A 13,118-nucleotide genomic window follows, 5' to 3' on the forward strand; every position below is an offset into this window, starting at 1 on the left:
GCTTTTTTAGCGATCGGCAGTCATTGTACTTTACAGCGCATAGATATTTTGTTGTGAATAGAACTGGCTCAAACAAACTGCAGGACGTGTAAATGGACACATCTGATTTATTCGAAAAACCTGACGGTATATATGCACTATCACATTCAGTAGGGCCATTACCTAAATCGGCCTCATATGCATTGCAAACCGAATATCTACAGACGTGGGCAAAACAAGGAGGTGATGCATGGCCGCTTTGGCTTGGGCAAATAGACACTTTTTGTGACGCTATAGGACAAGTAATAAATGCCCCGCATCACTTAATTTGTCCACAGATTAATCTTGCATCAGGCTTTTACGCTTTCTTAACCGCTGTTGCAAAGCTCCCCACGCACAAGCATCAATCTACCATTTTAATGCACAAAGACGCTTTTGCCTCGATGGGCTTTGTGATAACAGGCTTAGTAAAAACGTTCAATATAAAACTGCACTTAATACAAGGCGACCCCAATGATATTGATGCATGGTATAGCGCATTTGAAAATCACAGTGTACTGGCGTGTTTGGTCACCCATGTTCACTCTAATACATCAGTAAAATCTAATGTGGCTGACATATGCAAAATTGCTAAACAGTTTGAGGCTTTTGCCTGTGTCGATATAGCCCAATCGGTAGGAATTGTGCCAGTTGACGTAAAGCAATGGCAGGCAGATGCGGTATTTGGTTCATGTGTGAAATGGTTATGCGGAGGACCTGGCGCTGGATTTATGTACGTTAAAGATGCGCTGCTACCATCGCTTGAACCTGACCCTATTGGTTGGTTTTCGCATGAAAACCCCTTTGAATTTGACATTGAAAACTATCGTGCAGCACAAGACGCGAAGCGCTTCTGGGGCGGTACGCCAAGCATCGCGCCTTATGTAATCGCAACAGCGTCAATCAACACTTTGTTAACGTTAACCTTACCTGCAGTGGTTACGCATAACGAATTGATGAAGCAGGCAATAGCACAAGCACTGCCTGAAAATAGACGATACGCCGAAATCAAAGAGCACTGCGCTAGTTTTGGTGGAAGCCTATGTATACCCGCAATTGACAATGCTAGAGCAAAGGCAAAGCTTGATCAAAATAGGGTTAAATATGACTGTCGAGGAAATGTGTTTAGGCTATCGCTGCATATTATTAATACACAAGAAGAGGCGCTAATCATTGGGGAATGTTTTATATCGTGAGGCGTATTATCTCCAACTCTTGAGCAACCTAAAATATTTGCTTTTGCGCAGCAGCCGTTTTAATTTACTCGAGATTTGCAGCTACAATAAAAAGCCGACGGTGCGCCGGCTTAATTTTCAATATGCTGCAATTGCAGACTTTTCACAATCCTAAATAGGCTATCGTATTGTCAACCTACTAAAGCGCTGCTTCAAGTTGTGGCAATAAATCGAACAAATCGCCCACCAAGCCATAGTCGGCAACCTGGAAAATGGGTGCTTCTTCGTCTTTATTAATTGCCACAATAACTTTGGAGTCTTTCATACCGGCTAAATGTTGGATAGCACCTGATAATCCAACCGCAATATACAAGTTAGGCGCAACAATTTTACCTGTTTGACCAACCTGCATGTCGTTTGATACAAAACCAGCGTCTACCGCGGCGCGCGATGCACCAATGGCGGCGCCTAATTTATCGGCTATGCCATGCAGCAAACTAAAGTTTTCACCGTTTTGCATACCGCGACCACCCGATATAATAACATCAGCGGCCGACAATTCTGGACGCTCTGATACCGTTAACTCAGCAGATACGAAAGATGATTTTTCAGATACTTTTACAATATCAACATTTTCTACAGAGGCACTGCCATCGTTAGCAGCGGCGTCGAAAGAAGCGGCGCGAACCGTTACAATTTTTACCGAATCTGATGACTGAACAGTAGCAATTGCATTACCCGCGTATATGGGGCGTACAAATGTGTCAGCTGACTCTACTTTTATAATGTCAGAAATTTGAGCAACATCGAGTAAAGCGGCTACGCGTGGCATGAAGTTCTTGCCTGTGGTAGTGGCAGCGGCAAATACGTGCGTATAGCTAGCGGCTAGTTCAACCACTAAATCGGCTACGTTTTCTGCTAGTTGATGCGCATAGGCGACATTGTCTGCCACTAATACTTTACTTACTCCTGTAATTTTGGCTGCTGCTTGCGCCACTAGACCGCAGTTTTTACCCACAACCAATACTGTAATGTCGCCGCCAGCGGCACTTGCCGCATGCACTAGTTTGTTGGTTTCTGTTTTTAATGACTCGTTGTCATGTTCTGCATAGACTAAAATACTCATGAGATCACCTTAGCTTCGTTTTTCAATTTTGCCACTAACTCCGCTACATCAGCTACTTTCACGCCGCCTTTGCGTTGTTCGGGAGCCATCACTTTAAGCAGTTTTATGTTCGAGCTCAAATTAACGCCTAAATCGGCTGCGCTTATTACATCAATTGGCTTACGCTTGGCTTTCATTATATTGGGTAAAGAAGCGTAGCGTGGTTCGTTTAAGCGCAAATCGGTAGTCACCACCGCAGGCAGAGTTAAGGATACCGTTTGCAAACCGCCGTCAATTTCGCGCGTTACATTTACTTTGCCATCGGCCACTAACACTTCACTGGCAAATGTGCCCTGAGGCATACCAGTAAGTGCAGCTAGCATTTGACCGGTTTGGTTGTTGTCTGAATCGATTGCTTGCTTACCTAATATCACTAAATCGGGCAGTTCTTTGTCAACCACCGTTTTCAATAGCTTGGCAATTTGCAATGAATCCAAGGCAGCGTCTGTCTCGATATGAACGGCGCGGTCAGCCCCTAGCGCTAACCCTGTTCTAATTTGCTCTTGTACCGCTTTTGGTCCTATAGACACCACAATAATTTCGGTCGCTATGCCCTTTTCTTTGAGCCTGATGGCTTCTTCAACGGCAATCTCGCAAAATGGATTTATGGCCATTTTTACATTGTTTAAATCAACGTCGCTATTGTCTGACTTAACGCGTACTTTTACGTTGTAGTCGATAGCACGCTTAATTGGTACTAAGATCTTCATACTTTCTCCTAAGCTATTGTTAAGCATTGAACATGACTTAACGTTAGCATTATACGCCTAAAGTAGTTCTTGTTGCTAAAAAACAATGCTAATTAAGTCATGATCATTTACTAATTAAATTTTACTAGTCATGATGTCCATTGAAATCTATATACACTTAACATAAACGTCAACTGCAGATCATATTGTTTTGCGCGATACTTGTGCATCGTTTAATTGACGGATGTACACATAAATAATCATGATATAGTATTACAACGTTCTTACTTTGAGTAAAATTAAATTCATTGATAAAGAACTATAACTTTTTTACTTGCCTTTGGAGTGACCCATGGAAAGAGAAGTAATGGAATTTGACGTTGTTGTGGTGGGTGCGGGCCCATCAGGACTATCAACGGCAATCAAACTGAAACAGCTGGCTAATCAGCACGATAAAGAACTCAATGTATGCGTACTTGAGAAAGGCTCTGAGGTTGGCGCACACATCTTATCTGGCGCGGTGTTTGAAACCAAAGCACTAGACGAATTATTTGGAAACTGGCAAGAATTGGGCGCTCCGTTGAACACCAAAGTCACCCATGACGAAATTTATCTATTAAGAAGTGCACACAACAGCATTAAACTGCCTAATTTCATGGCTCCTAAGACGATGCACAACGACGGTAATTACATTACTAGTATGGCCAATATGTGCCGATGGTTAGCACTGCAAGCGGAAGCCTTAGGCGTTGAAGTTTACCCAGGGTTTGCCGCGGCCCAAGTGCATTATGATGAACAAGGCAATGTGGCAGGAATAATAACAGGCGATATGGGCATATCCCAAAGTGGTGAACACAAAGACACCTACATGCCTGGCATGCTGCTCACCGCTAAATATACCGTTTTTGCCGAAGGCTGCAGAGGTCATTTAGGCAAGTCACTCATTGAAAAATTTGCGCTAGACAAAGACATAAGCCCTCAGCACTATGCTATTGGGTTTAAGGAGATTTGGGATATCCCAGCAGGCCAGCATCAAGAAGGGCTAGTGGTACACACCGCTGGCTGGCCTTTAGACGAATCTGGTTCTACCGGCGGAAGCTATTTGTATCATGCCGAAAACAACCAAGTGTTCGTCGGTCTAATTGTAGATCTGAATTATAAAAACCCACATTTGAGTCCTTTCGATGAATTTCAGCGTTTGAAACATCATCCGGTCATTGCCTCTACGCTAAAAGACGGTGCCCGCGTGAGCTACGGCGCTAGAGCCATTACAAAAGGTGGATTGCAGTCACTACCTAAAATGACTTTCCCCGGCGGTATTATGGTTGGCTGTGACGCAGGCACCTTGAATTTTGCCAAAATAAAAGGCAACCATACCGCAATGAAGTCGGGCATGTTGGCAGCCGAAACCCTGTTCCCACTGCTTGAAGAATCTGTAGCCGTTAGGGATCCGGTCGAATACCTTGATAATTTTAAAGCATCTTGGTTATACAATGAGCTTTATAGCTCACGTAATTTCGGTTCGGCCATTCACAAGTTCGGAAACTTCTTTGGCGGTGCTTATAACACCCTAGACCAAAATATCTTCGGCGGGAAACTTCCCTTTACATTGACTGACTCAACGCCTGATTACGCCACACTAGTGCCTGCGGCCAATGCAAAGAAAATCGATTATCACAAGCCTGACAGCAAATTAAGCTTTGATAAACTAACATCGGTATTTTTGTCTAACACCAATCATGAAGAAGATCAGCCTGGCCATTTACATTTGGTAGACGCTTCAATTCCTATTAGTGTTAATTTGCCTAAATACAATGAACCTGCTGCGCGCTATTGCCCAGCAGGTGTTTACGAAGTTGTCGAGGAAGCCAACGGTGACAAACGCTTCCAGATTAACGCACAAAACTGCGTACATTGTAAAACTTGCGATATCAAAGATCCGTCACAAAACATCAAGTGGGTAGTGCCAGAGGGCACTGGTGGTCCCAATTACCCTAATATGTAGCGCTTGGCATGCTTAAAACATTGCATTACCTTGAGTATGTGCCACCAAACAACTCATTTGAAATAAGTAGTTTACCGGTGGTTGTCTTACTGCATGGCTTATTTGGCAGCAGTGATAACTTAAGTGTTATTCGGCGGCATTTACAAACTCAGTTTCGAGTCATTAACATGGATCTCCCTGATCATGGTCAATCGCCTCACTCTTTACATTTCAGCTTTGAAGACTACGCACAGCAAGTTATTCTCACGCTGAGTAAAATGAACATTGGTAAGGCAAGCATAATTGGTCATTCCCTTGGTGGAAAAGTAGCTATGTGGATTGCATTTCAGCAAGCCGCACTAATACAAAAACTTATTATTCTAGATATTGCGCCGGTCGCTTATCAGCACCGGCATCAAAATGTAATAGACGGTCTGACAGCGGTGCCTTTGAGCGATATTCGATCGCGCAAAGAAGCGCAGCAATTTATGGCTAAGTTTATTGCTGATGCCGGCACTCAGGCGTTTCTGCTTAAAAGTTTATATGAACAGAATGGTAAATGGAATTGGCGTTTTAATTTACACGTTCTGAGCAGAGACTATGAGCGCTTAATTGATTGGCCCCTCAATAAACAAGTTATTTATAACAACGAGACCCTTTTCATAAAAGGAGAAAATTCTGATTATATATTGAGTGATTATCAAGGTGAAATTAGGGCCCAGTTTCCACAGGCAAAAGCAAAGCTAGTAAAAGCGGGGCATTGGTTACATGCCGAAAAGCCACTGCTTGTTAACACGCTAATAACAAAGCATTTACTTGGAACCTAATGCGGACACATTAGCACTCAAGGTGCATTATATTTGCGCTTCATTTTACTCTTTTCGCTTTGTTTTATGATAATATTGCATAATAATCTATACCGATAAGTCAAGGCCTCATGTCAGCAGAAACGGTTCAACACATTGAAGGAATATTACTCAATGTAACACTAGCAGCGTTATTTTTATTAATGGGCTATGCTATACATGACGTCATGAAAAAAAACGATGTTCCTAAAATAGGTCGTTTCGTTGCCTATGGAGTTTTAGGCTTAGGCGGTTTAGGATTTGTGGTGAAAGGCATCATTCAATTATTTTATATAGGTTCGGGCGTTTAATTGCAAAACGCAGCGACTCATTTGCACTTTAGTGGAGTATTAAAATGGCAACGGTAGGTTTATTTTTTGGCAGCGATACAGGCAACACCGAGCATATTGCTAAAATGATCCAAAAAGAACTGGGCAAAAAGCTTATTGACGTAAAAGACATTGCAAAAAGCACAAAAGAACAAATTGCAGAATTTGATTTACTGATTTTTGGTATCCCTACTTGGTATTACGGCGAAGCACAGTGTGACTGGGACGATTTTTTTCCAGAGCTTGAAGATCTTAATTTTAAAGACAAGCTTGTGGCGATATTCGGCTGTGGTGATCAAGAAGACTATGCCGAGTATTTCTTAGATGCAATGGGTATGATAAGAGACATCGTAGAACCTAAGGGAGCTATCCTCATAGGCAAATGGCCCACCGAAGGTTACGACTTTGAAGCGTCTAAAGGTATGAGCGACGACGATCACTTTGTCGGTTTGGGTATTGACGAAGATCGCCAGCCTGAATTAACTGAACAAAGAGTTAAAGCTTGGTGCAAAAAAGTACATGAAGAAATGTGTTTAGCAGAGCTTGGATAAAATCTTGATAGAACCAGCACAAGCTAAAAAATCATCCTTCTTCACATGGAAAGTAGTGGTTGGAGCGTGCGCGGTAGCACTAGTAATTGGCTATTTTAGTATTAAGTCTGAGGAATCTGCATCACTATCCGAGATAGACAATGCGCGACTAGTTGAATTTGACGAACGCCTGCTGTCATGCAACGACGTTGAAACAGCTGCGCCTTCCCTTGCGCACGACACCTGCTTAAGTGCCGCTAAAGACGGTGAAGTTATAGCGATTAAACGTATAATCTGGGCTTATTCGCGCCAAAGTGACTATCAAGACTTAGGTAAAGTATTTGAATGGCTACGAGCCCTACCCTACAAAGACAGCGCCACTCAGTTGTTAATGTTCAGTCTTGTGCATTTAAATACCGACTCAGACACACTACGAAAAGACAGTGAAATTGGTATCACAAGTTTAGTTGCTAAAAACTATGCACCAGCCAACGTAGTATTAGCGTCTATTTACGCACTTAACGAGAATATTACCGCGCCCACCAGCAATACCATATGGATGTTAAATCGAGCCAACAAGAAAGATCCGAGGATCATTGACGCCTCAACACTCGCTCTCATTCATGCCAATGGATTTGTGGGTGAGGTGAATATTGCTGCCGCCACCAGCTTATTAAAAGACGCTGCAGAGTCCGACTTTCCTATGACAACGAATAACATTGCTTGGTTTTTAGCTACCTTAGACAACAATCCCTTTACGCAAAGTGAATATGCACTAAGTTTGGCGCAGCGCGTTGTTGAAGACCCAGCACACGGACAAAATCCAATTTATGTCGATACACTAGCAGCAACCTTTGCCGCTAACAATATGTTCGATAAAGCCGTCGAAACCCAAAAGCGGGCATTGAAATTAGTTGCCACGTCTGAGTTCACCCAAACAGCGATGGCGCAAGTTCAACAAGAATATAAACAACGTTTAACGCTTTATTTACAAAAGGAAGCGTTAATTGAAGAAGTTTTATCGGTTGATAAAATCACGTTTTTTAGAAATATTAGAAACCGTGTTTTAGACTATGTACTGCGAGACTTTTTTATTCCAATAGAATCCCCCGCCTTTTTTGTTAATGATCTGGCAGAAAATGCGAAAAACCAACAGATTCAAGTTCAATAAGTCCTCGGTCAACAGCGTATATTGCGCGCTTGTCTTAAATGATACTAATGTAGCTTAAATTATTTAAGCGCTTTTCTCAGCAGCACTGTTTCAATTTTCAGGATCGTCTGATTTGATTGCTTGGTGCTATCAGCACTTTGCCGATTAAAATAATAAAATACCCCAACACTTAGGGACGATATTATTTATTTAAGTCAATTTGACGTATAATTGTTACGGCAGAAGGTGATAAAACTTTAAATTTACCCTATACTAACATCTCAAATATAAGGGGTTGATAACGAGATGGATAAAAATAAAGAACTAAAAAAAGCCGGTTTAAAGGTCACGCTTCCCCGTATCAAAATATTAGAAATACTTCAGAATCCTAACAACCAACATATTAGCGCTGAAGCGGTATATAAGATATTAATTAATATGGAAGAAGAAATTGGATTAGCGACTGTTTACAGGGTACTTAACCAATTTGACGACGCTGGTATTTTACACCGCCACCATTTTGAAGGCGGTAAATCGGTTTTTGAAATAAGCCATAAGAAACATCACGACCATTTAGTTTGTTTGAAGTGTGGGAAAGTTGTTGAATTTGAAGACGATGTTATTGAAAAAAGGCAAGAAGAAGTTGCCAAAGCCAATAATATGACTCTTCTAAATCACAGTTTGTATTTATATGGTGAGTGTAAGGAAGGCAACTGCGACGAAGACAAATAGTGTCTTTACATAAGCTCTGGCTGTAATTGAGTAGGCCTACTAGCTTAAAAGTAGGTCCTCAAGCTTCATCACAGTCTATTTAAAACGAATACTTAGAAGCATTATAAGCATTTTGGGCTGCTTCCCATAGCGGCCCTGGCCTTCCGCTTCCCAACATTCTATCATCTACTTTAACTACCGCCCCTACTTCTTTGCTTGATGACGTTATCCATACCTCGTCGGCGTTTGCTAACTGCTTGGTACTAATATCTTGCTCAAATACTGTAAAGCCTCCCTGCAAGGATAAAGATTGAAGCAGTATATTGCGAGTAACCCCCGGCAGTAATTGATTATCGAGTTTGGGGGTCATTATAATATTATCTTTAATGACAAACACATTACAGGCTGCCGCCTCGGTAATAATGTGATGCTTATTGAACAAGATTATTTCATCCTTTTTTGCATTTTTACCCTGCTGAAAATGCATTACATTACCTAATAGAGACGTTGATTTAATATGGCAGCGTTGCCACCTTAAATCCTCTCCCGTAATGACTTCATACACTTTTGCGGTTTTTCTGTCGACGTCTTGCGATGGCGGTATTTCAAATCCATAGGCAAAAACGGTTGGGCTTACGTTTTCAGGATAGGCGTGATAACGCTTAGTGTCGGTGCCTCTGCTAACATGAATATAAACGCCTACTGATGTGGCATCAAATTGCGCTATAAGGTGCTTGATAGTAGTCAACCACTCTTGTTTATCAGCATAAAAAGCAATGCCAATTTCTTCTAAACCACTGTTCATTCGGTCTAAATGAAGTGATAAACCAACCGGTTTTGAATGGTAACAAGGAATCACTTCATAAATACCGTCTCCGAATAGGAAACCTCTGTCCATAGGAGAGATGAGCGCGTTTTCTTTGTCGACAAATTTACCGTTTAAAAATACCTGCATTGCGTAATATCCTAAAGGTTACATCTAATTCAGCGCGTAGCGTTTAAGTACAATGTACTACGCTAAAAACAACTATGCGTAAAGCCTTAGCTTTGTTGTATTTAATACCTGTTTAAGCTGAAGATCAATCAATTGCCGCCATATATTTGCAGTATCAAAATCGGTCGCCACAAAGGTGATTTTTTGTGAACTTGTTGCTTGGGCAAGTAGTGCAAGCCCTTGGCTATTTACGGTCCCTATAACCGGATAACCGCCTATTGTTTGCCGGTCGTTTCGCATAATAATAGGCAAGCCACTGCCGGGAATTTGAATGGCCCCGTTTGCCATTGGCTGCGATATTAGGTTCGTTAGCTCACAGTGTATGGGTGGACCTGCTAAGCGCACGCCCATTTTATCAATGTACTGCGTTATTTCAAATTCGTGAGCGATAAAGCGCTGTTTGTCTACTTTTGAGAAGGCAGCCTGTTGGTAGCAAAATGAAAAAGGTAGTTTTTTTTGTGTGTAAAATTGTGATGCAATAAAAGCCTTTATGAGCGGCGTAAAACTAGTCTGTGCGCCACCTTTTCCGAAATAGCGCGTGGCTTTGTCGTCAATCTGAGCCGCGTTGATAAGCACAAACTCTTCACCATCAATAATTGGCTTGCCATCACCTTGCATGCCGCCTGTCTTTTCTCGTTTTACCGCACACACACTGTTGGCAAACACAGGTAATTCAAATGCGGCTGAAAACGCAATATAAGTGAACAGTCCTTTTGTAGCAGGGCCTAATTTAACGTGGTCATTTTTTTTGAGTAAAAACACTTTACCGTTTTTAATATTTTGCTTGTTAATGCTTATATCGGTATGCGCGCCGGTGATAGCTACTGCGCAAGCAATACTAACGCTAAACTCAATATTACCCGCCATTACTTCAAGAGCAGGGCTGTGCAAGGCATTGCCACATAGGGCATTAGCCAGTTGGAAGCTAAACCAATCTATCGCCCCCGATTGACTATAACCACTCAATTGTCTGCCTTTTCTGCCGCTGTCAGTCCATTGCGTTGTAAGGCCACTTTTTGTGATCGTCAGCATTTTATTTCTCCGCTTGCTTTAGTTGACGGTCATACTCATGTTGGTCTATTGCCTTGAATATGACCTTATCCTCAGGCCCCATGGCAACAGTAGCATCATCAGAAAACGAAAAAGCCGTATAGCCAATAATGTGCCAGCCTCCTGGGGAAATACTCGGATAAACAGCAGTTTGTTGACCCGCAATCGCCACGGCGCCCGCTGGCACTGCCAGCCTTGGATGAGCAAGTCTTGGCATACGAAGAAGTGGTGATAGTTCGCCTAGGTAGGCAAAGTTTGGCATGAATCCAATGGCGAAAACCTGATACTGTATCGATTGATGCAAATTCACTATATCGCGTGAGGTTAAGTTCGTATATTCTTCAACCGCACTCATATCACTGGGCTGGCTTTTATTATTTAGCTCATAGCAGACATCAATTTGATGCACATGGCCTATTTCTTTTTCGGTTTTTTTTGCATGTGACTTCTTTTTTTCTGGCTCTTTCAACTCAGCTAGCGTGCTCAGCAAAAACCTTAATACAATGTCATACCTTATATCTTGGGCGTCATATACAAGTAACAGGCTGTCGTAAGAGACCACATGGTCAATTAACCACTTGGGCGACTTTGCTTTAATTAGCGCCAAGCACCGCTTGACCCTAGCATTACGGGCTTGCAGAGACAGAGCTGGCCGTTTAGCACACGTACGACTCTTTTCGTTAACGCGAATAATTATACTTACTTCACTCACTCGCTCGACATGCGAATATTCATCAAGTGGCACGGCATTATGCATGTACTGATAACCTTGATCCTTTTCAAGTTCGAACATTAGGATGTATGCACAGATTTAGTGCTGACTTGTTTGCTAATGAGCGATCGTATTTTCCGGCATAATATGAGCGAGTCAGGGGTATCACTATGTACACAAATAGTGTCAATATGAAGTGCAAGCGCATTACCACATTCACTTAGAAATGCGTCTCCATTTATCATTGCACTGGCTTGAAACAGGCTTTGGGTTTCGGATAATACGGCCTTAGGTTTGTCTCGACTGACCAAAAAGCCGCTTGCCGTATAGCCCCTGTCGGCAAAGCCCTCAAAACGCAGTGGTATATTATGCTTTGCCGCAGTGCTACAAAATATTGACACATCTGGTAGCGCCTGTATTACTAAATCATACCGGCAATGATAACTTGCTAAAGCCATTACTATGGACTCAAATAAAGCGGGTTGCTGCATCATGTCGTTATACATAGCACCGTGAGGTTTCACAAATCCTATCTTCGCGCTTTGGCACTTTGCCATGCCTTCTAAAGTCGCTATTTGCGCGTGGATCATAGCGATAAGTTCATCCGAGCTTAACTGCATTGAACGACGTCCAAAGCCTTGTAAATCGGGATAGGAAACATGCGCGCCAACTTCTACCGCATGTTTAGCTGCCAAACTTATAGTGTTTTGCATAGTAAGGGCATCACCAGCGTGATAACCACAGGCAATATTGGCTTGATCGACCAAAGGCATAATGTCACTGTCATTGCCCATAGTCCATTTCCCATAACTTTCACCAATATCCGCATTTAGTTTCATTGCTACCCTCTCTAAACTCTGTAGACTTTGTTATAATCATTTTTATTTAATAGGTATCATATCAAGATGCTAAAAATTGGCCAATTTAATCGCCTTCATGTTGTTGAAATTTTTCCTTTCGGGTACGAACTGCTCGCCTATGGCGGATCATCCGAACAGCTTGTTATGCTTAAAGACACTTCTCACGTTTATACAATGGGACAAGAACTTGATGTGTTTGTATATACCCATGCCGATGGTTCGTTTTTAGGCGCAATAGACGCCCCTAAAGTAATGCTTCATCAATTCGCCCCATTAGTGGTGGTCGGCGCAAGCGATCATGGATGCTTTTTTGATTGGGGTATTAAACCCGACTTATACGCCCCAGAAGGCCAGCTACACACCAACCTTGATATTGGCACTCGTTACGTGGTTTATGCCCTGCAAGACCGTATAGGAAAACTGGTTGCTACCACCAAAATTGAACGTTTTTTACATGAGCATAGCCAAGAACTGAGTCCTAATCAGGCCGTTTCCTTGTTAATTTATGCACAAACGCCATTAGGCTACAAAGCGATTGTAAATGGCGAGTTTCAGGGCTTACTATTTAACAGCGATTTAATTACCAGTGTAAAAATGGGTGATTACCTTGAAGGCTTTGTAAAGTCTGTGCGTGAAGACGGGAAATTAGACCTTGCCTTACAAGTACAAACACCTCAGGCACGGCTTAATTTAAGCGAACAAATCTTAGAAGACCTAATCGCTCATGACGGTATGTCGACCGTAACCGACAAGAGTACGCCTGATGAAATATTTGCTCGCTTTAAGGTTAGTAAAGCCGCATATAAGAAGGCAATTGGTAATTTGTACAAACAGAAAAAAATTCGCATTGAAAAAAACTGTTTATATCTAAATCAAGATACTGTTTAACGCTAGCACGGCTTAAGT

14 protein-coding genes are annotated in these 13,118 nt (G+C 42.1%); 8 read left to right on the forward strand and 6 right to left on the reverse strand.

The genetic code is table 11. The features are described from left to right. The first annotated feature begins 92 nt into the window (after positions 1–92). Positions 93–1,214 (forward strand): aminotransferase class V-fold PLP-dependent enzyme, encoded by a 1,122-nt coding sequence (locus BAE46_RS01645; protein WP_070111617.1) that lies wholly within the window; start codon positions 93–95, stop codon positions 1,212–1,214. Positions 1,215–1,392: 178 nt separating this feature from the next. On the opposite strand, the gene BAE46_RS01650 is transcribed toward BAE46_RS01645, so the two are convergent. Together BAE46_RS01650 and BAE46_RS01655 are read right to left on the reverse strand one after the other, a co-directional pair. Next, entirely contained in the window at positions 1,393–2,319 is a 927-nt protein-coding gene (locus BAE46_RS01650; protein ID WP_006003997.1) for an electron transfer flavoprotein subunit alpha/FixB family protein, read from the reverse strand. Next, complete coding sequence (locus BAE46_RS01655) at positions 2,316–3,068, reverse strand: electron transfer flavoprotein subunit beta/FixA family protein (protein WP_006003999.1); 753 nt, start codon at positions 3,066–3,068, stop codon at positions 2,316–2,318. The genes BAE46_RS01650 and BAE46_RS01655 overlap by 4 nt, the downstream gene beginning before the upstream one ends. Before the next feature lie 331 nt (positions 3,069–3,399). Between BAE46_RS01655 and BAE46_RS01660 the strand changes: the two genes are divergently transcribed. The 6 genes from BAE46_RS01660 to fur all read left to right on the forward strand — a co-directional run bounded on the left by BAE46_RS01660 (position 3,400) and on the right by fur (position 8,617). Further along, positions 3,400–5,052, forward strand: a complete 1,653-nt coding sequence (locus BAE46_RS01660; protein ID WP_006004001.1) for an electron transfer flavoprotein-ubiquinone oxidoreductase — start codon at positions 3,400–3,402, stop codon at positions 5,050–5,052. An 8-nt stretch (positions 5,053–5,060) separates the two neighbouring features. Next, positions 5,061–5,858 carry an alpha/beta fold hydrolase gene (locus BAE46_RS01665; protein WP_070111618.1) on the forward strand — a complete coding sequence of 266 codons (798 nt, stop codon included), beginning with the start codon at positions 5,061–5,063 and terminating at the stop codon, positions 5,856–5,858. 110 nt (positions 5,859–5,968) lie between these two features. Continuing rightward, on the forward strand, positions 5,969–6,187 hold the full coding sequence (locus BAE46_RS01670) for a DUF2788 domain-containing protein (RefSeq protein ID WP_006004005.1): 219 nt from the start codon (positions 5,969–5,971) through the stop codon (positions 6,185–6,187). A 44-nt stretch (positions 6,188–6,231) separates the two neighbouring features. Next, positions 6,232–6,756, forward strand: coding sequence for a flavodoxin FldA (gene fldA, locus BAE46_RS01675; protein WP_006004007.1), 525 nt, complete (start codon positions 6,232–6,234; stop codon positions 6,754–6,756). 4 nt (positions 6,757–6,760) lie between these two features. Continuing rightward, entirely contained in the window at positions 6,761–7,906 is a 1,146-nt protein-coding gene (locus BAE46_RS01680) for a hypothetical protein (RefSeq protein ID WP_141729310.1), read from the forward strand. 285 nt (positions 7,907–8,191) lie between these two features. Then, a complete protein-coding gene (fur, locus tag BAE46_RS01685; RefSeq protein ID WP_006004011.1) occupies positions 8,192–8,617 on the forward strand; it encodes a ferric iron uptake transcriptional regulator in 426 nt (141 codons plus the stop codon). 79 nt (positions 8,618–8,696) lie between these two features. On the opposite strand, the gene BAE46_RS01690 is transcribed toward fur, so the two are convergent. From BAE46_RS01690 to BAE46_RS01705, 4 genes are all read right to left on the reverse strand, one after another. Next, complete coding sequence (locus BAE46_RS01690) at positions 8,697–9,551, reverse strand: aminotransferase class IV (protein WP_006004013.1); 855 nt, start codon at positions 9,549–9,551, stop codon at positions 8,697–8,699. A gap of 72 nt (positions 9,552–9,623) precedes the next feature. After that, positions 9,624–10,622 carry a 5-oxoprolinase subunit C family protein gene (locus BAE46_RS01695; RefSeq protein ID WP_070111620.1) on the reverse strand — a complete coding sequence of 333 codons (999 nt, stop codon included), beginning with the start codon at positions 10,620–10,622 and terminating at the stop codon, positions 9,624–9,626. Position 10,623: 1 nt separating this feature from the next. Then, the gene (locus BAE46_RS01700) at positions 10,624–11,397 is read right to left on the reverse strand and encodes a 5-oxoprolinase subunit B family protein (protein WP_171900998.1); all 774 of its coding nucleotides are present in this window, start codon (positions 11,395–11,397) and stop codon (positions 10,624–10,626) included. A 35-nt stretch (positions 11,398–11,432) separates the two neighbouring features. Further along, positions 11,433–12,191, reverse strand: a complete 759-nt coding sequence (locus tag BAE46_RS01705) for a 5-oxoprolinase subunit PxpA (RefSeq protein ID WP_006004019.1) — start codon at positions 12,189–12,191, stop codon at positions 11,433–11,435. Positions 12,192–12,257: 66 nt separating this feature from the next. On the opposite strand from BAE46_RS01705, the gene BAE46_RS01710 reads away from it, so the two are divergent. After that, entirely contained in the window at positions 12,258–13,100 is an 843-nt protein-coding gene (locus tag BAE46_RS01710) for a CvfB family protein (RefSeq protein ID WP_070111622.1), read from the forward strand. The last annotated feature ends 18 nt before the right edge of the window (positions 13,101–13,118 follow it).

The sequence above is a fragment of the Glaciecola punicea genome (assembly GCF_001756615.1).
GTDB lineage: Bacteria > Pseudomonadota > Gammaproteobacteria > Enterobacterales > Alteromonadaceae > Glaciecola > Glaciecola punicea.